The 25,099-nt window shown below is 69.7% G+C and carries 24 protein-coding genes; 14 read left to right on the top strand and 10 right to left on the bottom strand.

The annotated features are described in order from the left end of the window. Positions 1-178: 178 nt before the first annotated feature. Positions 179-1,015, top strand: coding sequence for a hypothetical protein (locus MKK88_RS27455; RefSeq protein WP_244005463.1), 837 nt, complete (start codon positions 179-181; stop codon positions 1,013-1,015). A 232-nt stretch (positions 1,016-1,247) separates the two neighbouring features. Here the strand turns inward: MKK88_RS27455 and MKK88_RS27450 are convergent, their stop codons facing one another. After that, positions 1,248-2,999: a DEAD/DEAH box helicase gene (locus MKK88_RS27450; RefSeq protein ID WP_244005461.1), complete on the bottom strand. Its 1,752-nt coding sequence runs from the start codon at positions 2,997-2,999 to the stop codon at positions 1,248-1,250. 259 nt (positions 3,000-3,258) lie between these two features. Between MKK88_RS27450 and MKK88_RS27445 the strand changes: the two genes are divergently transcribed. Then, positions 3,259-4,353: a calcium:proton antiporter gene (locus tag MKK88_RS27445; protein WP_244005459.1), complete on the top strand. Its 1,095-nt coding sequence runs from the start codon at positions 3,259-3,261 to the stop codon at positions 4,351-4,353. A gap of 152 nt (positions 4,354-4,505) precedes the next feature. Here the strand turns inward: MKK88_RS27445 and MKK88_RS27440 are convergent, their stop codons facing one another. Then, on the bottom strand, positions 4,506-5,243 hold the full coding sequence (locus MKK88_RS27440; RefSeq protein ID WP_244005458.1) for an FAD-binding oxidoreductase: 738 nt from the start codon (positions 5,241-5,243) through the stop codon (positions 4,506-4,508). Then, entirely contained in the window at positions 5,218-5,823 is a 606-nt protein-coding gene (locus MKK88_RS27435) for a sulfite oxidase-like oxidoreductase (protein ID WP_244005457.1), read from the bottom strand. The genes MKK88_RS27440 and MKK88_RS27435 overlap by 26 nt, the downstream gene beginning before the upstream one ends. A gap of 167 nt (positions 5,824-5,990) precedes the next feature. On the opposite strand from MKK88_RS27435, the gene MKK88_RS27430 reads away from it, so the two are divergent. Further along, a complete protein-coding gene (locus MKK88_RS27430; protein ID WP_091781038.1) occupies positions 5,991-6,293 on the top strand; it encodes a hypothetical protein in 303 nt (100 codons plus the stop codon). Positions 6,294-6,371: 78 nt separating this feature from the next. Here MKK88_RS27430 and MKK88_RS27425 read toward each other — a convergent pair whose 3' ends face one another. The 3 genes from MKK88_RS27425 to MKK88_RS27415 form a co-directional block, all read right to left on the bottom strand. Then, entirely contained in the window at positions 6,372-7,313 is a 942-nt protein-coding gene (locus tag MKK88_RS27425; RefSeq protein ID WP_244005456.1) for a DMT family transporter, read from the bottom strand. Continuing rightward, entirely contained in the window at positions 7,310-7,585 is a 276-nt protein-coding gene (gene infA, locus MKK88_RS27420; protein ID WP_012320343.1) for a translation initiation factor IF-1, read from the bottom strand. The genes MKK88_RS27425 and infA overlap by 4 nt, the downstream gene beginning before the upstream one ends. 211 nt (positions 7,586-7,796) lie before the next feature. Continuing rightward, on the bottom strand, positions 7,797-8,957 hold the full coding sequence (locus MKK88_RS27415; protein ID WP_244005455.1) for a branched-chain amino acid ABC transporter substrate-binding protein: 1,161 nt from the start codon (positions 8,955-8,957) through the stop codon (positions 7,797-7,799). On the opposite strand from MKK88_RS27415, the gene MKK88_RS27410 reads away from it, so the two are divergent. The 3 genes from MKK88_RS27410 to MKK88_RS27400 are packed head-to-tail and all read left to right on the top strand — an operon-like array spanning position 8,956 to position 11,434. After that, entirely contained in the window at positions 8,956-9,186 is a 231-nt protein-coding gene (locus MKK88_RS27410) for a hypothetical protein (protein WP_244005454.1), read from the top strand. The genes MKK88_RS27415 and MKK88_RS27410 overlap by 2 nt on opposite strands. A gap of 5 nt (positions 9,187-9,191) precedes the next feature. Next, complete coding sequence (locus tag MKK88_RS27405) at positions 9,192-10,397, top strand: amino acid aminotransferase (protein WP_244005453.1); 1,206 nt, start codon at positions 9,192-9,194, stop codon at positions 10,395-10,397. Positions 10,398-10,402: 5 nt separating this feature from the next. After that, positions 10,403-11,434 (top strand): hydroxyacid dehydrogenase, encoded by a 1,032-nt coding sequence (locus tag MKK88_RS27400; protein ID WP_244005452.1) that lies wholly within the window; start codon positions 10,403-10,405, stop codon positions 11,432-11,434. 135 nt (positions 11,435-11,569) lie between these two features. Here MKK88_RS27400 and MKK88_RS27395 read toward each other — a convergent pair whose 3' ends face one another. The 3 genes from MKK88_RS27395 to MKK88_RS27385 all read right to left on the bottom strand — a co-directional run bounded on the left by MKK88_RS27395 (position 11,570) and on the right by MKK88_RS27385 (position 14,163). Next, complete coding sequence (locus MKK88_RS27395; protein ID WP_244005451.1) at positions 11,570-12,364, bottom strand: hydroxypyruvate isomerase family protein; 795 nt, start codon at positions 12,362-12,364, stop codon at positions 11,570-11,572. Between the two features lie 2 nt (positions 12,365-12,366). Next, entirely contained in the window at positions 12,367-13,038 is a 672-nt protein-coding gene (locus MKK88_RS27390) for an aspartate/glutamate racemase family protein (protein ID WP_244005450.1), read from the bottom strand. Between the two features lie 75 nt (positions 13,039-13,113). Beyond that, positions 13,114-14,163, bottom strand: a complete 1,050-nt coding sequence (locus MKK88_RS27385) for a LacI family DNA-binding transcriptional regulator (protein ID WP_244005449.1) — start codon at positions 14,161-14,163, stop codon at positions 13,114-13,116. A 119-nt stretch (positions 14,164-14,282) separates the two neighbouring features. On the opposite strand from MKK88_RS27385, the gene MKK88_RS27380 reads away from it, so the two are divergent. The 8 genes from MKK88_RS27380 to MKK88_RS27345 all read left to right on the top strand — a co-directional run bounded on the left by MKK88_RS27380 (position 14,283) and on the right by MKK88_RS27345 (position 24,420). Then, the gene (locus tag MKK88_RS27380; RefSeq protein WP_244005448.1) at positions 14,283-15,590 is read left to right on the top strand and encodes an alpha-hydroxy acid oxidase; all 1,308 of its coding nucleotides are present in this window, start codon (positions 14,283-14,285) and stop codon (positions 15,588-15,590) included. 13 nt (positions 15,591-15,603) lie between these two features. Further along, positions 15,604-16,662 carry a lactonase family protein gene (locus tag MKK88_RS27375; RefSeq protein ID WP_244005447.1) on the top strand — a complete coding sequence of 353 codons (1,059 nt, stop codon included), beginning with the start codon at positions 15,604-15,606 and terminating at the stop codon, positions 16,660-16,662. Between the two features lie 166 nt (positions 16,663-16,828). Then, positions 16,829-18,124 carry an MFS transporter gene (locus MKK88_RS27370; RefSeq protein ID WP_244005446.1) on the top strand — a complete coding sequence of 432 codons (1,296 nt, stop codon included), beginning with the start codon at positions 16,829-16,831 and terminating at the stop codon, positions 18,122-18,124. 13 nt (positions 18,125-18,137) lie between these two features. Further along, on the top strand, positions 18,138-18,971 hold the full coding sequence (locus tag MKK88_RS27365; RefSeq protein ID WP_244005445.1) for an NAD-dependent epimerase/dehydratase family protein: 834 nt from the start codon (positions 18,138-18,140) through the stop codon (positions 18,969-18,971). A gap of 125 nt (positions 18,972-19,096) precedes the next feature. Beyond that, the gene (locus MKK88_RS27360; RefSeq protein WP_244005444.1) at positions 19,097-19,798 is read left to right on the top strand and encodes a molybdate ABC transporter substrate-binding protein; all 702 of its coding nucleotides are present in this window, start codon (positions 19,097-19,099) and stop codon (positions 19,796-19,798) included. Positions 19,799-19,856: 58 nt separating this feature from the next. Then, on the top strand, positions 19,857-21,182 hold the full coding sequence (locus MKK88_RS27355; protein ID WP_244005443.1) for an MFS transporter: 1,326 nt from the start codon (positions 19,857-19,859) through the stop codon (positions 21,180-21,182). Positions 21,183-21,326: 144 nt separating this feature from the next. Beyond that, positions 21,327-22,958, top strand: a complete 1,632-nt coding sequence (locus tag MKK88_RS27350; RefSeq protein ID WP_244005442.1) for an ABC1 kinase family protein — start codon at positions 21,327-21,329, stop codon at positions 22,956-22,958. 256 nt (positions 22,959-23,214) lie between these two features. After that, positions 23,215-24,420, top strand: coding sequence for a sensor histidine kinase (locus MKK88_RS27345; RefSeq protein ID WP_244005441.1), 1,206 nt, complete (start codon positions 23,215-23,217; stop codon positions 24,418-24,420). On the opposite strand, the gene MKK88_RS27340 is transcribed toward MKK88_RS27345, so the two are convergent. Beyond that, on the bottom strand, positions 24,357-24,758 hold the full coding sequence (locus MKK88_RS27340; protein ID WP_244005440.1) for an Hpt domain-containing protein: 402 nt from the start codon (positions 24,756-24,758) through the stop codon (positions 24,357-24,359). The genes MKK88_RS27345 and MKK88_RS27340 overlap by 64 nt on opposite strands. Positions 24,759-25,099 lie beyond the last annotated feature (341 nt).

The following is a 25,099-nucleotide window of genomic DNA, read 5'->3' as shown; positions in this document are numbered from 1 at the left end:
ACTTGTGGATAGAGGTGGCTCGACTGGCCACGCCCAGACTTCAGACCGACATCATTGCGCCGTATTGCGGCTCCTCTACCGACAGCAGAGTCGAACCGCATCCACGCGATGGAGGAAGGCGATCGGTCATGGGGGGCCCGGTCGCGCGCGTCGTGCATCGTGTCAGAGACCCCAGACCATGATCGACCTCGCTCTGGACCCCTCTGAGACCCGAGAGACCCGGATGCCGGCAACGCCACCGCGCCGTGCGCTCAACGTGCGCTTCGTTCTGTTCGGGCTGGCCGGGATCGGTGTGCTCGGCGGCTTCGGTGTCGCCGCCTCGACGCTGATGGCCGGGCTCGCCGCGCCGCCCCCGATGAAGATCAGCGCCGCCCCGGGCCGGGCTGAAGACTGGCCCGACTTGAAGGACGGGCTTCCGGCCGTAGCGGGAACCGTCGCGGCCTCGGCCCCCGAAGCGAATCCGACTGAACCGGCGGCGCCGGCACCGCGCATGGCCGCGCTGCCTGACACGTTCACCCAAGCGGCGGCGAGCAGGATCCCGGCCACGCCGCCCGCTAAAGCCGCGCCACCCGCCAAGGCCGCGGAGGCCGCCGTCCCGCCGGCCCGGCGCATCCCGACCCCGACACCGGTCGTACCGCTCACGGCGAGCCGTCAGGTCGTGCCGCTTCCGCCGAGCCGAACGGCGTTGCTCCAGGCGCCCCGCGCTTCCGAGACGGTGCGGGCCCGCATGCTGGTCGAGCCGGCTCCCAAGCCGGTCGCCCCGGCAACGGCCGTGCTGGAGAAGGCCCCGAAAGCCGCGCCCAAGGCCGTCGCCGCCAAGCCGGGGCCGGTGAAGACGGCCGAGAAGGCCGAGAAGGCCAAGCGTCCCGGCACCGCCACCGTCGCGCAGGCCGAGGCCGCGGAGCCCGAGGAGACGGAAGTGCTCGGGATCAAGCTGCCGTCGCTGGCGCCCGCCGGTCGCAAGCTGAAGGAGAGCGTCGACGCCCTCGGCGATGCCGTGAAGAGCGTGTTCTGAGTCGTCGTCCCCGCACGAGGCGCGGACACGCGCGGCCCTGAAACGAAGGCTTTTCCACCCACACCCTCATCCTGACGTGCCCGCGTCAGCGGGCCTCGAGGGAGGGTTCCCGGGATCGTAGGGCTGGCTGGAGGGGTCCTTCGAAGCGGTCGCTCGCGCCCGCACCTCGAGATGAGGTTGCGGGTTGGAATTGCAACCGAGAACGGGGTCCCTCAAGGAGCCCGATGCCGCCTCAGCCGCGGCCCGAATGCCGGCCCGGCTTGTCCTCCGGCCGCGGCCCGGTCCGATCAACCTTCCGCTGATGCTTTCCGGCGCGCGGGCTCGCGAACCCCTTCGGGCCGCCGCGGCCCGGCCGTTCGGCCGGTGCGCCTTCCCCCGCCAGGGCTTCCACCTGAATCTCCGGCGAGCCGTTCCGGGCGAAGGCATCGGCGAAGCGCGCCGCCGCATTGCCGCGGACCTCGAACTTGGTCTCGCGGTCGAAGATCCGGATCGCCCCGATCTCCTGGCGGTCGATCCCGCCCCGGCGGGTGAGCATCGGCAGAAGACGGCGCGGATCCGCGTTGTCGCGGCGGCCGAGGTTGAGCCGGAACCAGACCGCCGGCCCCATGGCGGCGATCCGCTCCGGATCCATCGGATCGTAGGTCGGCCGCTCGCCCCGCGGTGTGCGCCCCTCCCCGGGATCGCTGACCTCCTCAGGGGCCGGCAGACGGGTGCGGTAGACCCGGGCCAGCAACGCGGCGAGTTCCTCCGGGCTCTTGCCGGCGAGGAGCGTTTCGGCCAGCGCGACATCCTCCTCGGCGGGCGGCTCGGCGAAGAGCGGGTCGGAGAGCATGCGCTCGCCGTCGAGCCGGCGGATCTCGTCGGCGGAGGGCGGCCCCGACCATTCGGGGCTGACCTTGGCGATGGCGAACATCTGCTCGGCCCGACGCCGCCGGGAATTCGGGATCAGCAGCACCGAAGTGCCCTTGCGCCCGGCCCGGCCTGTGCGCCCGCTGCGGTGCTGCAGCACCTCCGCGTCATGCGGCAGATCGGCGTGAATCACGAGGCTCAACGACGGCAGGTCGATGCCGCGGGCGGCGACATCGGTGGCGACGCAGACCCGGGCACGGCCGTCGCGCAAGGCCTGAAGCGCGGCGTTGCGCTCGCCCTGACCGAGCTCGCCCGAGAGCGCGACGACGGAGAAGCCGCGCTCGGTCAGGTTCGCCTGAAGGTGGCGCACGGCGTTGCGGGTGTTGCAGAACACGATCGCGGTCGCGGCATCGGCTTCGCGCAGGAGGTTGAGCACCACGTGCTCGGTCTCCCGCGGCATGATCCGCACCGCCCGATAGGCGATGTCGGCGTGGCCCCGGGTCTCGCTCTTGATCGCGAGCCGAAGGGCGTCGCGCTGGTAGCGTTCGGCCAGCGATTCGATTGCCTTCGGCAGGGTCGCGGAGAACAGGTAGGTCGCCCGCTCCGGCGGCGTCGCCGAGAGGATGAACTCGATGTCCTCCCGGAAGCCGAGGTCGAGCATCTCGTCGGCCTCGTCGAGCACCACGGCGCGTAGCGCCGTGGGATCGAGGTTGCGCCGCTCCAGATGGTCACGCAGCCGGCCCGGCGTGCCGACCACGATATGGGTGCCCTCGGCCAGCATCCGGCTCTCGCGGCGGGGATCCATGCCGCCGACGCAGGCGGCGATCCGGCCGCCGGCCGGACCGTAGAGCCAGAACAGCTCGCGCTGGACCTGCAGCGCCAGTTCCCGGGTGGGCGCGATCACCAGGGCGAGCGGCGCTCCGGCGGGCGGCAGCATCTCGGCATCGCCGAAGAGCATGCCGGCCATGGCAAGGCCGTACGCCACGGTCTTGCCAGACCCCGTCTGGGCCGAGACGAGGAGGTCGCGGTCGCCGGCGGCCGCCTCCAGCACCGCGGCCTGGACCGGGGTGGGATCGGCGTAGCCGCGGTCGGATAGGGCCCGCGCGAGGGGGGCGGGCAGGGTCGGGAAAGGCAAGCTTCGGAGACTCTCAACGGCCGCGCCGCGCTCGACTGCGCGCCATCGCGCGGCGGAGGGTTCAGGCGCCGGACTTTATTCAGATTGGGAGAAGGTAACGCCAATTGGGCGTGCTGACCACTCCCGCCGCAGCATAGGGCGGTTGCGCACACATCCCGAGGGCGGCGCCCCTAGCATCCACGAGCGTCCGACCTAAAAAAAGCGTCAAGTCCCGCGCCATGCGTCTTCGACACGGCACGACCAGGAGACCGACACCGACATGATTGCACTGCTTCGCGTGGCGGTGGCCTGGGCGACGGTTCTTGCCTTCGCTTGGTTCGGCAAGGGCTGGCTCGCCGACCTGTCGCAGCCCCTCGTCGCCGGTGGGCTGTTCGCGTGGCTGCTGGCGGTGATCGTCTGGTCCGCCTTCGGTGTCGTGCACGAGGCGGAGGCGATCGCCCATCGTCTGGGCGAGCCCCTCGGCACCCTGGTCCTGACGCTCTCCATCGTGATCATCGAGGTGGCGCTGATCTCGGCCGTGATGCTCTCGGCCAAGGACGCGCCGACGCTCGGCCGCGACACGATGTTCGCCGTGCTGATGATCGTGCTGAACGGCGTGGTCGGGCTCGGATTGCTGGTCGGCGGCCTCCGCCATCACCAGCAGCGCTACAACCTGCAGGGCGCATCCGCCTTCCTATCGGTGATCATCCCGCTCACAACGATCGCGCTGATCATCCCGAACTTCACGAGCTCGACGAGCGACGGCTCGCTGACGACCCTCCAGGCCGTGGCGTTCTCGGTGTTCACCCTGACGTTGTACGGCGTGTTCTTGCTGATCCAGACCGGCCGCCACAGCGAGTTCTTCATCGACGCGGAGGCCCGGGACGCAGACTCCGAGGACGACGCCACCCACGGATCGGGTGGCGGCATCGCCAAGCATATCGGCCTGCTGCTGGCCAACGTCGTGCCGATCGTCATCCTGGCCAAGAGCCTCGCGGTGATCCTCGACCACGGCATCGCGGCCCTCGGCGCCCCCTCGGCGCTCGGCGGCGTGCTGATCGCCGCCATCGTGTTTACGCCGGAGGGAATTTCGGCGCTGAAGGCGGTGGCGCGCAACGAATTGCAGCGGGCGATCAACCTGTGCCTGGGCGCGGCGACCTCGACGGTCGGACTCACCGTGCCGGCCGTCCTGGCCATCGGGCTGCTCACCGGCCAGACCGTGGTGCTCGGGCTCAAGCCGACCGAAATGACCCTGCTCGCGGTCACGCTGATCCTCAGCGCCCAGACATTCTCCGGCACGCGCACCACGGTGCTGGAAGGGGCGGTGCACCTCGTGCTGTTCTTCGTCTACCTCGTGCTGATCTTCAGCCCGTAACACGACCGCTGTTCGGGTGATTCGGACGATGCACGCGGTCCCGCCTTGGGGAACGGAGCAACCTTGGCCAGCGAGACAACGGTGAACGTCGCGCTGCTGGAGCTCTGCGCTTCGCTCGCTAAGACGGAATTGCGGAAGCGCTCGTCCAGCGCTCAGGCCCCGAAGCGCTCCGTCCGGATCACCCCCGGTGCCACGCCGGCGGCCACGATCAGGTCGGAGGCCGCCGCCACGAAGCGGTTCGAGCCGCAGAGAAACACTTTGCCCGGCGGCCCGGTCCGGCGCAACGCCTCGGCGATGAGGCCGGCATCGATCCGTTTCCCGCCGGCCTCGCGCGTGGTCGCGAGGTGGAGCGAGAAGCCCGGATCCTCCGCCGCCAGCCGTTCCAGCTCGGGGAGCGCGATCGCCTCTGCCCGGGTGTGGACGGAGTAGATCAACGCCGCCGGAATCCCGCGCCAGCCCTGCGCCCGCCGCCGCAGCATGGCCAGCAGCGGCACCACGCCGGAGCCGCCGCCGCCGAGGAGCAGCGGCCCCCCATCCGGGCCGTCCCACGAGAAGGAGCCACCGATCGGCCCGCGCAATTCGACCTGATCGCCGACCTGCGCGACGGTTGTGAACCAACCCGAGACCTCGCCATCCGGCAGACCCTCGATCAGGAGCTCCAGGGTGCCGCTGCCGTCCTGGGCCGAGGCGACCGAGTAGCTGCGCTGGGCCTGATAGCCGTCCTCGGCAGTGAGCCGGACATCGACATGCTGGCCCGCCCGGTAGCTCTCGGCCAGCGGGCAGCGCAGCCGCACGCTGGTGACGTGGGGCGTGGCCAGGGCAATTCCGGCGATCTCAGCCCGGTGCCAGCGGAAGACGATCGGCTCAGTCACCGGTGTAGCGCTGCTCACGCCAGGGATCCCCGTACATGTGATAGCCGCGCAGCTCCCAGAAGCCGGCGGTGTCGCTCGTGGTGAAGCGCAGGCCCTTCAGCCATTTGGCGCTTTTCCAGAAGTAGAGATGCGGCACGAAGAGCCGCGCCGGTCCGCCATGGTCCGGATGGATCGGCTGGCCGGCATAGCGCGTCGCCACCAGGGCCCGGCCACCGACAAGATCGGTCACCGGCACGTTGGTGGTATAGTCGTCGTAGGATTCCGCCAGCAGGAACGGCGTCGGCGCCGAAATACCGGCATCCGCCAGCAGATCGTCGAAGCTCACGCCCTCCCAGGCGGTGTCGAACTTCGACCATTTGGTGACGCAGTGGATATCCCCGTGCCACGTGGTCCGGGGCAGCGCCTCGAACGCATCCCAACTCCACGTCTTGATCGGCCGGGAGCCCTCGCGCAGTGTGAACTGCCACGTGGCGAGATCGACCGTCGGGTTCGGGCCGATCTGCAGGATCGGGAAATCGTCGGTCAGGTACTGGCCCGGCGGCAGCCGGGCGCCGGTCTCGGGCGGCTGCCTGCGCCCGACGAAACCCCGTGTCACCATGCCGGCCTCCGCTGTGCGCCTGTCCCAACGGGTGTGGTGCGGCGGAACACCCCACGTCAAGCCGCCGAACACTCCCATGTGTGGCCGAACAAACGCCCCAAAGCTGAGGTGTGCTAGCGGGATTGTGCCGATGAACGGCACGAATCGCCTGCTTCCAGGGGGATGTCATGAAGTACCTACTCGCGACGAGCCTTGTCGTCGGGAGCCTCGCCACGCTGGCGCCGGCCGCCCAGGCTCGTGACGGCATCGGCGCCGGCGGCGCGGCCGCCCTCGGCGTGCTCGGTGGCCTCGCGGTCGGCGGCGCGATCGCGTCGGCCAACAACGGCTATTACCCGGGTCGCCCGGTCTACCGCGCCCCGCCGCCGGTCTACGTCGAGGAGGATTACGGCCCGGTCTGCCACTTCGAGCGCCGCCGGACCGTCGATCCCTACGGCGACGTCTATATCCGCCGCGTCCGCGTCTGCGAGTAAGAGCCTCTCAAAAGACTCCCGCTGCGCTGTCGCGGTCAGAGGGAGACCTCCCGGTGAACGGGAGTTTTGTGAGGTACTCTAAGCGGCCTCCGGCGCGGGCCCGACGGCCCGCCCCGGCTTCAACCGCTCGGCGCAGGCGATGCCGCCGAGCACCAGTGCCAGGGCGATGCCTTCCGTCGCCCCGAACGGCTCGCCGACCAGCAGGACGGCGAGGATCGCGCCGAAGATCGGCACGAGGTTGACGAACAGACCGGCCCGGTTCGGGCCGATCAGTTCCACCCCGCGCATGAAGAAGAGCTGCGCCAGCAGCGAGGGCCCGAGGCCGACGAAGGCCACCATGGCCCAGCCTTCCGGGCCCGGCCAGACGGAATGCCCGCTTGCCCATTCGACGGCCAAGGGCGGCAGCGAGGTCAGCAGCGCGGCAACCGCCATCGCTGCGAAGAAGGCCAGCCCCGAGACCTTCGGCCGGGTCGGCAGGAAGATCGTGTAGCCCGCGTAGAGCAGGCAGGCGCCGAACACCAGAACATCGCCGCGGTTGAAGGCAAGGTGTGTGAGGACGGCCAGATCGCCATGGGTCGCCGCCAAGCCTGCACCGACCAGCGTGAGGACCACGCCCGCCATCTGCCCGGCGGTGACCGGGATTCGATAGGCGACACGGTTCAGGACGATCACCAGAACCGGGATCGCCCCCTGGAACAGGGCGAGGTTGATCGCTCCGGTATACCTACCGGCGGCATAGAACAGGCAGTTGAAGGCCGTGTAGCCCAGGCCACCCATCAACAGGATGCGCAGCCAGTGCGGGCGCAACAGCGGCCACTCCGCGGCGAGCTTGCGCCCTGCGAAGGGCACGAGCACCGCGCAGGCCACCATCCAGCGCAACGTCGTGATGACCTGAGGCGAGATGTGCCCCGGCGCCCAGCGGCTGGTGACCGCGTTCCCGGCCCAGAGCAGCGCCGTGAGCGTGAGCAGACCGTAGGCGGGTGCGGCCGACGAAGCGCGCGCCGCCCGCTCAATGGTCAACGGCGGCGGAACTGGCCGCCGCGGACGGGCGGACGCGGTCCGGAGGAGCGCTCGTCCTTGTGGCGGAACACGAGGCGGCCCTTCTCGAGATCGTAGGGCGACATCTCGACCGTCACCCGATCACCCGCCAGCGTCTTGATGCGGTTCTTCTTCATCTTGCCGGCCGTGTAGGCCACGATCTCGTGGCCCTGGTCGAGCTGCACGCGGTAGCGCGCATCCGGCAGGATCTCGATGACGAGACCATCGAACTGCATCAATTCTTCTTTTGCCATGCACCTTCTCCAGTCGGACCGTCCGGCAGCAGGCGTTCCGGCAATACGTCTCGGTTTATGATCGAGCTCGGGAAACGCCGCAGGGCGCGGATCCGATCCGACGGACCGCCCGCGCCAGCTCAGCAGCACGCTTGCATTTAGTCGCCGCAGGAACCCGCCGCAAGTCACGGCGGTGTCTTACAGTTCGGTCATCGACACGATTGACCGGCTTTCACGGCTCGGCCGGCTCGTGACCGGCATAGTCGAGTCGGCCATCCGGCGTCCGCCGCCACACCCGCAGCACGACGGGACCGCCAGCGCGATCCCCGATCCGATCTCCTCGTGGATCGAAGCCGATCGGCCCGAGGATCGTGCGGATGGGCGGATCGTTGCGCAACGCCTCGGCGATCTTGCGGGCGTCAGTGATCCGGCCGGTCTTCGGATCGGCCGCGCGGGCGCGCTCGACCGCGCGGTAAAGCAGTTCCACCGCCGCATAGGCTTGAGCCGCCACGCTGTCCGCTTCGGGGCTGCGCGCGACCGGCTTCCCGCCCCGAGGGTCGGGCAGGCGCGGCGAATCGGGCGCAAGCGTCATGACGGTCCCCTCCCCCGCCGGGCCAGCCACCGTTGCGAAGCTCGGATCGAGGATCCCATCGCCCGCCACCAGGGTGGCGCCGAGCCCGGCCTGCCGCATCGCATGCAGCAGAGTGGCAACCTCGGGGGCCAAGCCGCCGACATACACCGCCTCGACCCGCGCCGCCGTCAGCCGGGCGACGAGGTCCGAGAAGTCGCGGGTTCCGCGGGGGAAACTGTCGAACAGCACCTCCGGCGCGCCGGACTGCTTCAACTGCGCCGCCACCGCGTCGGCGAGGCCGCGGCCGAAGGTCGAGCGGTCGTTGAGGATGCCGACCCGGCGTCCGGCGAACGCTTTGGCGAGGTAGGCCCCGGCGGCCCGGCCCTGCTGCGCATCGGTCGGCGCCAGCCGAAAGACGTTCCAGAGGCCCCGGCCGGTAAGCGGCGCATAGGTCGCGCCCGTCGTGACGAGCACGGCCCCGGCATCCTCGTAGACGGGCGACGCGGCGGCGACAGCGCCGGATTCGAATGGCCCGACCACGACACGTATCCCGTCCGCCGTCAGCTTTCGGGCGATTGCGACGGCCTGCTTGGCCTCTCCGGCATCGTCTGCGGGCACCAGAACCAGCCTGGGGCGCCCCCCAGCGGCGCGGTTCAGATCGGCCACAGCCTGCTCGGCTCCCTGTCGAAGGCCCTGCCCGAAGGCGGCGTCCGGACCGGAGAGCGGAGCCGAGAGACCGATCCGCACCGGCGCCTGCGCGGCGGCCGGCATCGCAGCCAGGGCGAGGAAGCCCGCAGAGATCAGGGTGAGGCGTCGGATCATGGTGGCACTTTATGGCGCATCCAGCGGCGTGCGGAAGATCGACATCCGGGCGCGGGCGATGCTTTTCAGCAGAAAACCGGTCCTACACCGTGTGAGCGAATCGGGAGGCTGCCAAGCGCACAAGCGCTGGCGGGCGGGCGCGATGTGCGGAATAAGGGCATCGCACCGGCAACGCCGGACCTACTGGCGCGCCGACGCGTCGCCGACCAAGACCCTCTGGGACGATTGACGATCATGACCTCGCTGTTCGCCGGTATCCAGGACGCGCCGCTCGATCCGATCATGCGCCTGTTCGAGGCCTTCAACGCCGACCCGAGCCCGAAGAAGCTCAACCTCGTGGTCGGCGTGTACACGGACGCGGACGGCAAGGTGCCGCGCCTGCGCGCCGTGCAGACCGCCGAGACGCGGTGGATCGAGAAGGGCCTGCCGAAGACCTACCGGCCGATCGAGGGCACCAAACCGTTCCGCGACGCGGTGCAGGAGCTGCTGTTCGGCAAGGGCGCGCCGATCCTGTCGCAGAACCGCACCGCGACGCTCCAGAGCATCGGCGGCACCGGTGCCCTGAAGACCGGCGCGGACGTGCTGGCCAAGCTCTATCCCGACGCCCAGGTGGCGGTGAGCAACCCGAGCTGGGAGAACCACAAGGCCCTGTTCACCCAGGCCGGCTTCACCGTGGTCGACTATCCCTACTTCTCGGCCGAGACCGGCGGCGCCGACTATCCGGCCATGAAGGCCTATCTCCAGGATCTGCCGAAGGGCTCGATCGTGGTGCTGCACGCCTGCTGCCACAACCCGACCGGCGCCGATCTCAGCCTCGACGAGTGGCGCGATCTCGTGCCCCTGATGGCCGAGCGCGGCCTGATCCCGTTCCTCGACATCGCCTACCAGGGCTTTGGCAACGGCCTCGACGCCGACGCCGAGCCGGTGCGCCTGTTCGCCGAGTCGGGCCAGGAATTCCTGGTCGCCTCGTCGTTCTCGAAGTCGTTCTCGCTCTACGGCGAGCGGGTCGGTGCGCTCACCATCGTGGCCGAGAATCCGGCCGCGAAGGCGAAGGTCGAAGCCTTTGCGAAGCGCTTGGTGCGGGCGAGCTACTCGAACCCCCACACCCACGGCGCCGCCATCGTCGAGATCGTGCTCACCGATCCGGAACTGCGCGCCGATTGGGAGCGGGAGCTCGCCGAGATGCGCGACCGGATCCGCGCCATGCGCGAGCGGATGGCCGACAGCCTGCAGCAGCGCCACCCCGAGCGCGGCTTCGACGCGATCAAGACGCAGAAGGGCATGTTCTCCTACACGGGCCTGAGCCCCGCCGAGGCGACCCGGCTGCGCGAGGAGCACGAGGTCTACGCCCTGGAGACCGGCCGGATCTGCGTGGCCGCGGTCAACAGCCACAACATCGACCACGTCATCGACGCGATCGACGCCGTGGTGAAGGGCTGAATCCGATGGCGGCCCTGAAGCGCGTCTGCCGGTTCAATGTCTGGATCAACCCGGTCTTCGACGCGCGGCTGAGGGCCGAGCCCGATATCGACCTGCAGGTCGGCGATCTGCAGGGTCCGGAGGACACGCTGCGGGACCTGCTCCGGCAGGCGCATGTCTTCCACGTCTCGCCGGCGCGGGACGAGCTGCCGCGCCGCTGGCACGTCACCGACGCACTGCTGGCGGACTGCCCGAACCTGCTCGCCGTCTCGTCGGGCGGCGCCGGCTTCGACACGGTCGATGCTGCGGCCTGCACCCGGGCCGGCGTCGCGGTGGTCAATCAGGTCGGTGGCAACGCGCAGTCGGTGGCGGAACTGGCGATCGGGCTGATGCTCGCCGTTTCCCGAAAGATCTGCGTGTCGGACCGGCTGCTCCGGACGGCGCGGGGCTTCTCGCGGGAATCACTGATGGGCCACGAGATCGGCGGCTCGACGCTGGGGCTCGTCGGACTCGGGCATACGGGTCGAGCGGTGGCCAAGCTCGCCCGCGGCTTCGACATGCGGGTCCTGGCCTACGATCCGCTGCTCTCGGCCGAGGAGATCCGGGCCCGCGGCGCGGAGCCGGTGGACCGGGCGAGGCTCCTTGCCGAATCCGACATCGTGTCCCTGCACTGCCCGCTCGACGACACGACACGCGGCAGCTTCGACGCCAAAGCCTTCGCGGCGATGAAGCCGGGGGCACTGTTCATCGCCACCGCCCGCGGCGGCATCCACGACGAGGCGGCGCTCGCCGCGGCGCTGAGTTCGGGCCATCTCGCGGGGGCGGGACTCGATGTCTGGGCCCCGGAGCCGCCGCCCCTGGAGTCCGATCTGCTTCGGCTCGACACCGTGGTGGCGACCTACCACACGGCCGGCGTGACCCACGAGGCGCGCCGCAACGTCGCCGCCTGGGGCGCCGCGCAGATCATCGGCCTGCTGAAAGGCGAGACCCCACCGCGGCTGGTCAACCCGGAGGTCTGGCCGGCCGTGCTGGAGCGCCGGGCGCGGTTGTTGGACTGAGGGTTCCGTCCACCGCTCCCCGTCTTTGCACGCGGAGCGAAGCAAGCCAGGGTAGCGGAACATCGGGGAGCGTAGCGCTGCAGGATCGCTTCTCTCCGCTCGCAGAGACGGCGGTGATGTCGTCTTGACCCGCTGCTACACCGCCGACCGCATCCAGCCGAGCCCCGCCTCGGTGCCGGAAGCAGGGTGATACTCGCAGCCGACGAAGCCGTCGTACCCGACCTCCTCAAGCGCCGCGAAGATCGGATCGAACGCGATCGTGCCGGTCCCCGGCTCGTGGCGGCCGGGATCATCGGCGATCTGGACATGGGCGATGAGGGCTGCGTGATCGCGGATCAGGGCCGCCGGATCGTGGCCCAGGCAGACGCAGTGATAGGCGTCAAACAAGAGCTTGACGTTGTCGCGGCCGATCGTGCGGATCGCGTCCACCGCCACCAGCGGATCGTCGATCACGTAGTTTGCGATCGAGCCCGGGCCGATCGGCTCGACGATCACCGTCATGCCCCGCGCCCTGGCGGCGTCGGCCGCGAAGGCGAGATTTTCGAGATAGGTATCCCAGAGCTGCGCCTGCTCGACCCCCGCAGGCCGGACGCCCGCCATCGGGTGGACCATGCGGCAGCCGAGCTGCTCAACATAGTCGAGCGTCGGTGCGATCGTGGAGCGGTAGTACTCCACCTTGTCGGGCAAAGCGGCAAACCCCTTCTCCCCCTTGGAGGCGTCGCCCGCCGGGAAGCCGGTCTGGACCAGGGGCACGCCCGCCCGCTCCAGCCAGCCCGCAACCTCCCGGGCCGGTGTCGTGAACAGGTTCGGGTGCTCCACCGCCCGGAAGCCCGCCTTGGCGGCGGCCGCAAACCGCTCGGCGAGCGGCAGCTCCGTGAACAGGAAGCCGCAATGGCCGCTGAGGCGATCCTTGAAGGCACCGAGTTGCATGGTCAGGCGCTCCGGCCGGTCTCGATCATGGCGCGCATCCGGTCCACCGCCGCGTGGGGGGCGGTCAGGACCGGGACGGAGACTGCTTTCCGCACCGCCTCGGCGGCCCGGGAGGTGGAGAAATGCGCCAGCATGATCGCGTCGCACTCGGCCAGTTCCGGCGCGCGCTCGGCGATCAGCCGGTTGTGGGTCTCGGCATCGCCGGCCCGCAGGCGCGCCATGGCGTCGTCGACCAGGATCGTCCGCAGGGTGGCCGGACGCCCCGACTGGCCTACGAATTCCTCGAACTCGTCGGTCATCGTGCCGATGGACGGTCCGAAGGTCGCCAGCATGCCGATGCGCTCGCCCTGCGCGATTGCAGCGCGAAACATCGCCTCGTTGGGCTTCAGCACCGGCACCGGCACCGTCTCGATCAGCCGGTCGATCGCCGGCCCGAAGGCCGAGCAGGTGATCAGGATGCCGTCCGCGCCCATATCGTGGCCGTAGCGGCCGAACCGTACGAAACGCTCGACCATGCCCTCCGAGATGTCGCCGGGCTCCTTGGCCCGGTCCGCCGACAGGCCATCATCGAGAAGGTTCACGGTCTCGGCCTCAGGCCACTTCTCCGCGAAGGCGGCCTGGATCGGTGCCATGGCGACCGGCGTCGCGTGCAGGAGGACGATGCGAGGCGCCATTGGATTGTCCAGGTTGCGCGTGGGGGCGGTTCGCGCGTTGTAAGCGATTTCAAAAGGCTGGCACAATAGCGCCGATCAGTCTGCGGCCCGGCGCGGCGGCGCCGTGCTGGCGCGCAGGATCAGCTCGGCGTCGATCTCGGTCAGGCGCACCACCGGGCGGCCCTGGATCCGGGCGATCAGATGATCCCCGGCGGCATGGCCGATCTCGGCGGAATGGATGCGGATCGTTGTCAGCGGCGGGTCGAGGAAGGGCGCGAAATCCGAATCGTTGTGGCCGATCACCGACAGGTCGCCCGGGACCGACAGCCCGCGGGCGCGCGCCTCGATCATCGCCCCGAAGGCGATCTGGTCGGTGCCGCAGATGATCGCGGTCGGCGGCAAGCCGCCGGCCAGCATCTGGCGGAAGCCGTCGCGGCCGCCGCCGATCCCGTAGGAGATCTCGATGTCGTGCTCGGGGGCGAGCCGCAGCCCGCGGGCCGCGAGGGCCTGGGCGATGCCGATCACCCGGGCGCCGCCGCGATCGTTGTCCTTGCGCAGGCCGGAGATCACGCCGATTCGGCGATGGCCGAGATCCATCAGGTAGTTGGCGGCCCGGGCTGCCGAGGCGGCATTGTCGAACCCGACGCAGGAATGCACGCGCGACAGGCTGAAGGTCTGCACCATGGGGATGCCCGAGCGGGCGATCCGTGCGTAGAGGTCCGGGTGGTGGATGTCGCCGACCAGCATCAAGCCGTCGACCCCCCGCTCCAGCAGGAAGGTCGCCTCGCGGAGTTCATCCTCCAGATCGTAGCCGGCATTGGCGGCCACCAGCGTGTAGCCCGCCTGCCGTAACCGATCCTGGACGCTCGACAGGACGCGCACGAACGCCTCGTTCTCGATGTTGGGCACGACAGCGCCCACCGCCATGAATCGCCGGGTCGAGAGCGCCCGGGCGGCGCCGTTGGCGACGAAACCGAGGTCCTGCGCGGCGCGCATCACGGCCTCGCGCTTGTCGGCCCGGACCCCGGCGAAACCGTTCAGCACCCGCGAGACCGTCGCGGTAGAGACGCCGGCGCGGCGGGCCACGTCCCGCGCCACCGGGCTGCGCCCTGGTGGTTCGAGGATGTCGTCCGGCAGGTCCAGCACTGATGTCTTGCCCCACGGCCTGAGGTGTTCCAGCAGTATATTGACACCCCTTCGGCCGGATGGCTATCTGAAAGCGCTTTCAGAAGCCGTCGCTCGTGACGGATCGTGGGGAGGACCTGATGGCGACGCTCGACCACCCGGCCTCTGGTGGCGGTGCAGCGGAGCGCGAGTCGCCGACCGTGGGTGGGGCCGACGCCACCGCGGCGGGCATCGCCGCGCCGCAGGCGATCGTCACGAGCCTGAAGCGCAGCGACGCGGTCACGCCCTACCGGTTCCGCGATCTGCTGGCGCTCGACGACTTCGAACGGCACGCCAAGCGGCTCCTGCCGCCGATGATCTTCCAATACGTCTCCGGCGGGGTCGAAACCGGGTCCGCTTTGGCGCAGAGCCGCGGCGCCTACGCCGATTACGCCCTCGTGCCGCGGCTGATGCGGGACACCTCGGCGCGGGACACTGCGACCACGCTGTTCGGCCACACCTACGCGGCACCGTTCGGGATCGGCCCGCTCGGCGGGGCCGCCTTCATTGCCTACCGGGGCGACCTCATGCTCGCCGAGGCGGCGCGGCGGATGAACCTGCCGATGTGTCTCAGCGCGTCCTCGCTGATCAAGCTGGAGGATGTCTACGCCCAGAACCCGCAGGCTTGGTTCCAGGGCTACCTGCCCGGCGACCAGACCCGGATCGACCGCCTGCTCGATCGCGTCGCCGCCACCGGCTACCGGACCTTCGTGGTCACCGCCGACACGCCGACGCTGGGCAACCGCGAGCACAACATCCGCAGCGGCTTCTCCATGCCGATCAAGGTCACGCCCAAGGTCGCATGGCAGAGCGCGACGCACCCGCGCTGGCTGATCGGCACCGTGGCTCGGACCTTCCTGAAACACGGCGCGCCGCATTTCGAGAACACCGAGGCCGAGCGTGGGCCGCCGATGATGTCGCAAGGGGCGGTGCGTAACACCATCGCGCGCGATCAGCTGTCGTGGAAGAACCTGGAGGCGATCCGCAAGCGCTGGACCGGCAACCTCCTCGTGAAGGGTCTGCTCGCGCCCGCGGATGTCGAGATCGCCCGGGAATGCGGCGCCGACGGGGTGATCCTGTCCACCCATGGCGGCCGCCAGCTCGATTACGCCGTCGCGCCCCTCGATGTGCTGCCGGAGATCGCGGCCAGGAAGGGCGGCCTGAAGATCATTGTCGACAGCGGCATCCGCCGGGGCACCGACGTGATGAAGGCCCTGGCGCTCGGCGCGGACTTCGTTCTGCTCGGCCGGCCCTTCATGTTCGGTGCGGCCCTCGGCGGAGCGGCGGGCGTCGAGCACGCCATGCGGATCCTCAAGGAAGAGCTCAACCGCGACATGGCGCTCATTGGGATCAACCGCCTGTCCGAGTTGAACCCCGATTTCCTGCGTCGCGTCCCCCGGCGGACCTGAGCCGGAGCGCCGCATGCATACCCCCGCCCCCCTCGGCCTCGCCTTCGTCGGCTGTTTCACCACCGAGCGGCGCCGGGCGCGTGGCCGGGGCATCGACGTGTACCGGACCGGGGGCGGGCTGGAGAGCTGGGTGCATCTCGGCCGGGTCGAGGGTCTGACCAATCCGTCCTTCCTCGTCACGGACGACAGGCGCGCCGTGCTCTACACGGTGCAGGGTGACGGGGAGGCGGCGAGCGCCTTCGCGGCGCAGGCCGACGGCACCCTGCGGGCCCTCGGCAGCGCCGCGACGGGCGGCACCAACAGCGTGCATCAGGCCCTCGACGCGACCGGGCGCTTCCTGATCGTGGCCAACTACGCCAGCGGCTCCGTGGCCCTGCTGCCGGTGCGGCCCGATGGTGGCCTTGAGCCGGCAAGCCACATCCTGCCCCTGTCAGGGAATCCGGGTCCGCACCGGACCGAGCAGGCCTGCGCCCACCCGCACCACGTCGTCGTGTCGCCGGACGGACGGCACGTGCTCGTACCCGACAAGGGGCTCGATCGGGTCTTTGTCTTGGCGGTCGACGACGAGCGGCTGGCGATCGTATCGGAGACCGCGATGCGCCCCGGGGCCGGGCCGCGCCACATCGCGTTCCATCCGCGGTCGCCCCTCGCCTTCCTGGTCAACGAGCTGGATTCGAGCATCGCGACCTGCCGCTGGGACGCCGAGGCCGGGACGCTCACGCCGCTTCACCTCGCTCCAACCCTGCCGCCGGACTTCTTCGGCGCCAGCACGGCCGCTGCCATCGTGGTCACGCCGGACAAGCGGTTCGTCTACGCCTCGAACCGGGGTCAGGACGGGATCATTCGATTCCGTGTGGAGGCCGAGGCCGGGCGGCTCGATCCCGCGGGTTGGACGCCCTCGGGTGGCCGCGACCCGCGCTTCATGGCGCTGGCGCCGGATGGGGCGCACCTGCTCGTCGCCAACGAGCAGGGCGACAGCCTCGTAGAATTCGCCATCGATGCCGACAGCGGAGACCTGACCAGGACGGGAGACCGGCCGAGCCCCAGCCCCTGCACGATCGCGTTTCTGTAGGAGGCCGAAGCACATCTCCCGCTTCACGATGGGGCACAGGCCTGCCCGCGGCTTCCCTCCACCCTCTGCGGGGGAGGGAGAGACGCGGGAGCGCCGGCCTCAATTCTGTGACGACCCGATAATCAATCGAAAAAACAAAAAACCACCCCACCCCAGAGGAAATCTCATGTTCGCCAAGCGCTACAGGTTCCTGATTGCATTCCTGCTGTTCATAGCGGGGATCATCAACTACATGGACCGCGCCGCGCTCGGCGTCGCAGCCCCCTTCGTCAAGCAGGACCTGAATCTGTCGCCCTCGGAACTCGGGGTGATCTTCTCGACCTTCTTCTTCGGCTACGCCCTGTTCGCCTTCGTGGGCGGCCAGCTCGCCGACCGCTACGGCCCGCGCAGCGTCTACAGCTGGGCCGCCGCATGCTGGTCGATCCTGTGCATGCTCACCGGCGCGGTCTTCGGCTTCGCCCAGATGTTCGTGGTCCGCTCGCTGTTCGGCTTTGCCGAGGGGCCGATGAACTCCACCACGAACCGCACCCTCACCACGTGGTTCCCCCGCGAGGAGACCGCCCGGACCATCGGCTTCACCTTCTCGGGCCAGACGGTCGGCAGCGCGATCGCGGCACCGGTCGTCGGCCTGCTGGCGATCCAGTACGGCTGGCGGGTCGCCTTCGTGGCGATCGGCGCGGTCGGCCTGCTCTGGGTCGTGGCGTGGCGTCTCCTGATGACCGACCGGCCCCAGGACAATCCCCGCGTCAGCCCGGAGGAGATCGCCCTGATCGAGCGCAGTCGGGCGGTCACGCATCTCGCGCCCTCCGACCATGCCCGCTCGCTCAAGGAATACCTGTTCCTGCCGAGCACCCTGTCGCTCGGCCTCGGCATGTTCGCGGTCAACTACACCGTCTACATCTTCCTCTCGTGGCTCCCGAGCTACCTCACCGACGCCCTGCACATGCCGGTCAAGGAGATGGCGCTCGTCGCCTCGATCCCCTGGGCCTGCGGCTTCGTCGGCTATGTCGGCGGCGGGATCGTCGCCGATCACCTCTACAAGCGGATGGGCGACAAGCTCGCCGCTCGGAAGCTCACCACGATCGTCCCGCTTGCCATCGCGGGAGTCGCGCTGATCGCCGTCAACGCCGCGTCGAACGCCACCGTCGCCGTCGCATTGATCGCGCTGTCCGTGCTGATGCTGACGAGTTCCGTGCAATCCTGCTGGGCGACGATCCACGAGCTGGTGCCCGAGGCCCGCGTCGGCGGGGTGAGCGGCTTCATCCACCTCCTGAGCAACATCTCGGGCATCATCGGCCCGACCGCCACCGGCTTCGCCGTGCAGTATCTCGGCGGCTACGCGAGCGCCTTCGTGATTGCCGCCCTGATCGCGGCGGCCGGCGTCGTCGCCATGACGATCTTCGTCCGTCGACCCCGCCTGCCCGAGTCGGCCGCCCCCCTCACCACGGCCAAGGCCGTCTGAACCCGGAGCATCCATGAGCACCGAGACCGTTCCGCAACGACCCGTCCTGCTGACCGGCGCCTCGGGTGCCCTCGGGCGCGTGCTGACCCGCGCGCTCGGGGAGGCCGGCTGGACGCTCCGGCTCACCGACCGGGTCCCCTTCCCCGATCCACTGCCGGAGGGTGCCCGCTTCCAGATCGCGGACCTCGAGGACGGGCCCGCGATCCTTCGGCTGGCGGAGGGCTGCGGAACGATCCTGCATTTCGGTGGAATTTCGGTGGAGCACCCGTTCGAGACGGTGATCGGCCCGAACATCCGCGGCCTCTATCACGCCTACGAGGCGGCCCGGCGGGAGGGCGCGCGGATGGTGTTCGCGTCGTCGAACCACACGATCGGCTTCCACGAGCGGTCGACGGTGCTGGACGATGCCTGCGCCCTCAAGCCGGACGGCTATTACGGCCTGTCGAAGGCCTATGGCGAGTTGATGGGCGGCCTGTACCGCGACAAGCACGGGGTCGAGAGCGCCTTCCTGCGGATCGGCTCGTGCTTCCCGGAGCCCACCGATGCGCGGATGCTGGCGACGTGGCTGTCCTACGCCGACCTCATCCGCCTCGTGATGCGCGCGACCCTTGCGCCGACGCTTGGCCCCGACGGGACGGTGGTGATCTGGGGCGCCTCGAACAACAGCCGCATGACGTGGTGGGGCCGGGACGGGCGCGACACGATCGGCTGGGTCCCGCAGGACAGCGCCGATCCCTACGCTCAGGCGCTGGAGGGCAAGACCAGCGGCAACCCGGTGGTGGAGCGCTACCAGGGCGGCGGGTTCACGGGGCTCGATTATTCCCGGGGGGATTCAGGGAAATCCTGATCTGCACGCGCCACGCGCCCTCCCTCCCCCGCGGAGGGGGGAGGGAGATGCGCGGATAGGCTTCCGGACCCGATTTGGCGGATCGTCGGATCGACCAGCGCGCCAACATAACGATGGATCACGACATGACCGACGCTCCCCCCGCGACACGCCTGAAATGCGCCCTGGTGGTGCGCGGCGCCTTCGACGCGCACATCATTCCGGTCTTCGAGGCGGCGGGCGGGCAGGCGGCGATCCACTGGGCGCCGACCACCGTCATCATGAAGGCGCTGGAGGCCGGCGAGACCGCCGACGCGGTGCTGGTCCTGTCGGACGCCATGGAGCGCCTGATCGCCGAGAACCGGGTCGAGCCGGAGACCCGGGTGGATGCGGTGCGCTCGCGCTACGGCCTCGCCGTGAAGGCCGGGGCGCCGCACCCGGACATCTCGACCGTCGAGGCGCTGAAGCACACGCTCACGGCGGCGCGCTCGGTCGCCTATTCGCGCACCGGCGCCAGCGGCATCTACTTCGCCGGCCTGCTGCCGCGGCTCGGCCTCGCAGAGGCGGTGAACGCCACAGCCACCATCATCCCGCAGGGCTTCACGGCGGAGAAGCTGGTCTCCGGTGAGGCCGACATCGCAGTCCAGCAGATCAGCGAACTCATGGTGGTGCCGGGGATCGAGGTGGTGGGGCCCTTCCCCGAGCCGGTCCAGGAGGTGACGACCTTCGCGGCCGCGATCCTGCGGGGCGCGACCGATCGCGAGGGCGCGGCGCGCTTCCTCGCCGGGCTGACGACGCCGGAGGCCGCCGAGGCCTACCGGGTGAGCGGCCTGGAGCCGGCCTTCTGACCGGCCCGGACGCTCCCGCTACCTCCAACAGCCAAGTCAAAAAACCTGCGAGGAAACGATGCCCCCGAGCGAACAGGACCGGATCGTCCGGCAGGTCTTCTTCCGGCTGATGCCGCTGCTCTTCATCGGCTACGTCATGGCCTATGTCGATCGGATCAACGTCGGCTTCGCGGCCCTGCGGATGAACGCCGATCTCGGCATCGGCCCGGCCGTGTTCGGGCTCGGCGCCGGGATCTTCTTCATCGGCTATTTCCTGTTCGAGGTGCCGAGCAACCTGATCCTGGAGAAGGTCGGCGCCCGGCGCTGGATCGCCCGGATCATGATCACCTGGGGCCTGCTCTCGGCCGCCATGATGTTCGTCCAGGGCGCGACGAGCTTCCTCGTCCTGCGCTTCCTGCTCGGGGCCGCCGAGGCCGGGTTCTACCCGGGGGTGATCCTCTACCTGACCTACTGGTTCCCCAAGGCCTACCGGGCGCGGATCTTCGGTGCCTTCGCGGTGGGCATTCCGGTCTCGCTGGCGATCGGCGCACCGCTCTCGACCGCGATCCTGCAGCTCGACGGCGCCCTCGGCCTCAAGGGCTGGCAATGGCTGTTCCTGATGGAAGGCATCCCCACCACTCTGTTCGGCTTCGTCTTTCTCGCCCTGATCCCCGATCGCCCGAAGGACGCGGCCTGGCTCGCCCCCGCCGACCGGACGGCCCTCCAGGCGGTGATCGATGCCGAGCAACACGCGGTGGCGGCGACCCACGGCACCAGCCTGCGCCGGGCCTTCGCCGACCCGCGGCTGATCGCCCTGTCGTTCATCTACTTCGCCAATACGGGCGCCAATCTCGGCCTCGCGTTCTTCCTGCCGCAGATACTCAAGAGCACCGGCCTGTCCGACATGCAGACCGGCCTGATGACCGCGGTGCCCTACGTGTTCGGGGTGGTGGGCGGCCTGACCATCGGCTGGATCTCCGACCGGACCGGCGACCGGCGTCTGACCCTGGCGGCCGCGCTGCTTCTCACGGCGACCGGCTTGGCGCTGGCCGGACTCGCCACGGGTTCGCTCTGGGCCGTGGCCTTCATGGCGGTGGCCGCCGCTGGCCTCTATGGCGGCAAGGCACCGTTCTGGGCACTGCCCTCGGTGTTCCTCACCGGCAGCGCGGCGGCGGGCGGCATCGCGCTGATCAACTGCGTGGGCAATCTCGGCGGCTTCGTCGCGCCCGCCATCGTGGGCTGGATCCGCGAGACCAGCGGCAGCTTCGAAGCCGGATTGTACTTCCTGGCGGCGCTGGCCTTCTCGGCCGTGATCGTGACCCTGCTGGTCGTCAACGCGCGGTTCGGCGACGCGCGGGCCGCAACGGCCCCCGCGTCCGTTCCGGCGGGCGCATCGCGCCGCTGAGGCGACCCGGCGCGGGACCGGTTCGATCCCGCGCCGGGTCGATAACGACGCGGGCGGCCGCGTCCCGCGGTTCGCGACCGCAAAAAAGTCCTTATGCTCGTGCTGTCCGGACGCCCAATCCCGTCCGACCGGATCGCGCCCCTCATGCTGAAGACCGCCTTCGTTGCCGCCCGCGACCGCCAGCGGCTGTCGGAGATTGCGAGCATCCTGATCGGCTTCGGCGTCACCCGGGTCGTGGACCGCCTCGGGCTGCGCTACCTGCCGCTGCTGCCGCGCCGCCAGCCCCGGGTCGACGTCACCCGCCTGTCGGAGCCGGAGCGTCTGCGCCGGGCGATCGAGGCTTTGGGCCCGACCTTCATCAAGTTCGGGCAGGTGCTGGCGAGCCGGCCGGACCTCCTGTCGCCGACCTGGACCGAGGAGCTGCAGAAGCTCCACAGCCAGGTCGTACCGGTCTCGTGGGAGCAGATCGGACCGCAGCTCGAACAGGATCTGGGCGGGCCGCCCCAGGAGATCTTCGCCGAGTTTGACACGAACCCGATCGCCTCCGCGTCGATCGCCCAGGTCTACCGGGCGCGGCTGCACTCGGGCGAGGACGTCATCGTGAAGGTCCTGCGCCCGAACCTGCGCAAGATCATCGAGGCGGATCTCCGCTTGATGGCCCACGGCGCCCGCATCGTCGAGAACGAGTGGCCCGACATGGCCCGCTACCAGCCGCGGGAGCAGATGCGCCACCTCGCCGACGGGTTGAACGGCGAGCTCGACCTACTCAACGAGGCGCGCAACTGCGAGCTGCTCGCCCAGATCTTCGAGGACCGCGACGACATCGTCTTCCCGAAGATCCACTGGGAATACTGCTCCGAGCGGGTACTGGTGCAGGACTTCATCCACGGCATCCCGCCGAACGACGACGCGGCGCTCCGCGCGGCCGGCCTCGACAAGAAGCTGCTCGCTCAGAAGGGCACCGACGCCTTCCTGCAGATGGCGCTGATCGAGGGGCACTTCCACGCCGATCCGCATCCCGGCAACATGCTGGCGCTGCCGGGCAACAAGATCGGCTTCATCGATTTCGGCATCATCGGCCGGCTGTCGCAGCGCCGCCGGTCGCAGCTGCTGGTTCTGATCGGCGCCATGCTCAAGCAGGATGCGGACGGCCTGATGGCCGTGCTGCTCGACTGGACCGGCACCAGCAACCCCGACCTGACCCGTCTCCAGGTCTCGGCCCAGTCCTTCGTGGAGAGCCATTCCTCGATCCCGCTCAATCTCGGGCTGGTGCTCACCGACTTCATGAACATGGCCCGCGAGAACGACCTCGCCATGCCGACCGATCTCGCCATCCTGTTCAAGGGGCTGGTGACCGCCGACGGCGTGATGCGCCACCTCGATCCCGATTTCGACCTGTTCGCGGCGGCCGGTCCCACGGTGCGGGCCAGCATGCAGACGCAGTTCTCGCTCTCGGCACTCAAGCAGAAGGCCGAGGCGCTCGGCGTCGGCCTCTACGGGGCGGCCTCGGAGCTGCCGACCCTGATCCACCTGATGCTGGTGCGCCTGAAGCAGGGCCGTGTCACGGTCGAGATCGAGGTGAAGGGGCTCGACAAGGTCACCCGCGGCATCGAGCGCGCCGCCGCCCGCGTCGCGGTGGCTCTGGTGGTGGCGGCCTTCGCGACCCAGCTCGCGCCGCGGCTCATCGACCTCGGTACGCCGGTCTTCGTCTCGATCGGCTTGATAATCTTCGTCCTCGGAATCGGCTGGCTTGTCCTACTGATGCGAAACAAGTAGCTGATTTCGCTGCGGCGCAGGATCGCAACATAAGTTTCAGCCCGCCGGTGAATACACGATCCGATTGATTATCCCGGCCGCCATGCTAGCGTGACCTACCCAACGATTCGCTCGGCTGCGGGCAGGGAACCGGCATCAGAAGCGGCTCAAGCCGCCGGTGCCCCCCGGCCCGACTCGGCATCGCCGCACCTGCGCGTCGGTGGACCTGTTGCGTCGCGCACGGGCGCGCCGCCTGGAGTGACGAGGGGGGCGGGCGATGGAAGCGGTCATCGTGTTGCCGCGGATCGATGGGGCAGAGCGGCGCCTCGACATGCTCGAGGCTGAGAATGCGCGTCTGCGCACCTTACTGGCGCAGGCCAGCGCGCAGGCGGACTGGGAGCGGCAGCGCAGCCGCCGCCTCGGCCGCATCATCGAGGCCGCGAGCCGCGTCGAGGCCGGCCGGATCGCCGCCGAGCGGCCGCGTCCCGCGGCGCCGGAAACCCGCCCCCCCCTGGCGGGCCTCAGACCCTCCGCGCAGCCGCCAGCCGCAAACGATTACCTCGAACTGCTCGATCGCGACGGATACCTGATCACCGCCTCGGCGGACGGTCCGGCGCTGACCGGCGTTCAGGATGAGGCGGAGGCGATCGGCCGCCCGTGGATCGAGGTGTGGACCCGGCAGGAGGATCGCGAGGCCGCCGCTGCCGCCTTGGATCGGGCACGCCTCGGCCGGCCGGGCCGTTTTCAGGCGCGGCTCGAGGCCGGCCTGTCGGTTCGATGGTGGGATGTGGCCGTGACGCCGATCGGTGCGACGCCAGGCAGCCCCGAACGCATCCTCACGGTCTCGCGCGACATCACCGAGCTGAAGCTCGCGCAGGCGCACCAGACCCTGCTGATGCAGGAACTCGCGCACCGGATGAAGAACACCATCGCCATGGTCCAGGCGGTGGCGGCACAGACCATGCGCAACGCGGTCTCGCTGGAAGCCGCTGGCGAGGCGCTGGCGGCACGTCTCCTGGCGCTCGCGAACGCCCACGACGTGCTGCTTCAGGGGTCCTTCGCCCGCGCCTCCCTGGTCGGCCTCGTCGCGGGCGCGATCTCGCTGCACGACGATGGCGTGACCGGCCGTTTCCGGGTCGAGGGCGCCGACCTGACCCTGGGGCCGCGCCACGGCCTGACCCTGGCGCTGATGCTGCACGAACTCGGGACCAACGCCGCCAAGTACGGTGCCCTCTCGGTCGCCGGCGGCATAGTCGGCATCACCTGGACGGTGGTCGACGCCGAGGGCGGGCCGAATCTGCGGTTCCGCTGGGAGGAGACGGGCGGTCCGCCGGTGGCCCCGCCGACCCGCAGCGGTTTCGGCACGCGCCTCATCGCCCGAAGCCTCGTCCACGGCTTCGGCGGCACGGCGCTGCTGACCTATCCCCCGGAGGGGGCGGTCCTGACGTTCGAGGCGCCGCTCGCGGCGGTGATCGCGGGCTGATCGGTGTTGGGCATGACGGCGGCCAGGTCCCGCAGGGCCAGGACTGTTTGATCGCGCAGCATCCGCAGCGTGGCCAGCGCCTCCGTCAGGTCGTGCCCCACCGCGGCGGCCTCCTCCACGGTGCGGCAAGCCCTGGACAGGGCATCGCAGCCAAGCATGCCGGATAGCGACACGAGCGTGTGCGCTTCGCGCCCGTAATCGGCCGCGGTGCGGTCCCCCTCCTCGACGGCGCTGGCGAGACTGAGGAGGAACCGATCGACGATGCGGGCGAGCTTCTCCGGTCCGATCACCGCGCTGAGTTCGTCGAGCGCCTCTCGATTCACGAGCGCCTGGGACACGGTCCGTCTCCGTGGGACCTGAAGAACGATCCGGAGGCGGAACACCTGAGCGGCGCACGCCGAAGACCGGGCTGACACCTTCGATGGCGTGCGGGTGTGTCAACTTTTCGACGCAGCCCGGACTTTCGGCCCTTCGATGCAAGATCCCGGTACTCTTCGCCCTGGAGCGACGCGTTTTCGACGAGCAAAATGCTGCGCGCGCGTGCCAAATCCCGTCAAAATTGTATTTTTTTCGACCTCGAACCTTAAAGGTGTGGTGCGGAAGCGGTCTGAACGCTTCGGCCGAGGAGTCCGCCCGTCAGCGCGAACGCCACGCATCGACGATGTGCAACACGATCAAT

The sequence above is a fragment of the Methylobacterium sp. E-005 genome, assembly GCF_022829725.1.
Taxonomy (GTDB): Bacteria; Pseudomonadota; Alphaproteobacteria; order Rhizobiales; family Beijerinckiaceae; genus Methylobacterium.
The sequence above is the reverse complement of the archived record's forward strand: the minus strand, read 5'-3'. Positions and strand labels throughout refer to the sequence as shown.

Excerpts from the sequence above, each read along its gene's own strand:
- MKK88_RS27370 (WP_244005446.1), top strand. The coding sequence starts at position 16,829 with ATGTTCGCCAAGCGCTACAGGTTCCTGATTGCATTCCTGCTGTTCATA.
- MKK88_RS27430 (WP_091781038.1), top strand. The coding sequence starts at position 5,991 with ATGAAGTACCTACTCGCGACGAGCCTTGTCGTCGGGAGCCTCGCCACG.
- MKK88_RS27350 (WP_244005442.1), top strand. The coding sequence starts at position 21,327 with ATGCTGAAGACCGCCTTCGTTGCCGCCCGCGACCGCCAGCGGCTGTCG.
- MKK88_RS27435 (WP_244005457.1), bottom strand. The coding sequence starts at position 5,823 with ATGGTGACACGGGGTTTCGTCGGGCGCAGGCAGCCGCCCGAGACCGGC.
- MKK88_RS27410 (WP_244005454.1), top strand. The coding sequence starts at position 8,956 with ATGGTGGCACTTTATGGCGCATCCAGCGGCGTGCGGAAGATCGACATC.
- MKK88_RS27400 (WP_244005452.1), top strand. The coding sequence starts at position 10,403 with ATGGCGGCCCTGAAGCGCGTCTGCCGGTTCAATGTCTGGATCAACCCG.
- MKK88_RS27395 (WP_244005451.1), bottom strand. The coding sequence starts at position 12,364 with ATGCAACTCGGTGCCTTCAAGGATCGCCTCAGCGGCCATTGCGGCTTC.
- MKK88_RS27355 (WP_244005443.1), top strand. The coding sequence starts at position 19,857 with ATGCCCCCGAGCGAACAGGACCGGATCGTCCGGCAGGTCTTCTTCCGG.
- MKK88_RS27415 (WP_244005455.1), bottom strand. The coding sequence starts at position 8,957 with ATGATCCGACGCCTCACCCTGATCTCTGCGGGCTTCCTCGCCCTGGCT.
- MKK88_RS27360 (WP_244005444.1), top strand. The coding sequence starts at position 19,097 with ATGACCGACGCTCCCCCCGCGACACGCCTGAAATGCGCCCTGGTGGTG.
- MKK88_RS27455 (WP_244005463.1), top strand. The coding sequence starts at position 179 with ATGATCGACCTCGCTCTGGACCCCTCTGAGACCCGAGAGACCCGGATG.
- MKK88_RS27390 (WP_244005450.1), bottom strand. The coding sequence starts at position 13,038 with ATGGCGCCTCGCATCGTCCTCCTGCACGCGACGCCGGTCGCCATGGCA.
- MKK88_RS27375 (WP_244005447.1), top strand. The coding sequence starts at position 15,604 with ATGCATACCCCCGCCCCCCTCGGCCTCGCCTTCGTCGGCTGTTTCACC.
- MKK88_RS27405 (WP_244005453.1), top strand. The coding sequence starts at position 9,192 with ATGACCTCGCTGTTCGCCGGTATCCAGGACGCGCCGCTCGATCCGATC.
- infA (WP_012320343.1), bottom strand. The coding sequence starts at position 7,585 with ATGGCAAAAGAAGAATTGATGCAGTTCGATGGTCTCGTCATCGAGATC.
- MKK88_RS27380 (WP_244005448.1), top strand. The coding sequence starts at position 14,283 with ATGGCGACGCTCGACCACCCGGCCTCTGGTGGCGGTGCAGCGGAGCGC.
- MKK88_RS27345 (WP_244005441.1), top strand. The coding sequence starts at position 23,215 with ATGGAAGCGGTCATCGTGTTGCCGCGGATCGATGGGGCAGAGCGGCGC.
- MKK88_RS27445 (WP_244005459.1), top strand. The coding sequence starts at position 3,259 with ATGATTGCACTGCTTCGCGTGGCGGTGGCCTGGGCGACGGTTCTTGCC.
- MKK88_RS27365 (WP_244005445.1), top strand. The coding sequence starts at position 18,138 with ATGAGCACCGAGACCGTTCCGCAACGACCCGTCCTGCTGACCGGCGCC.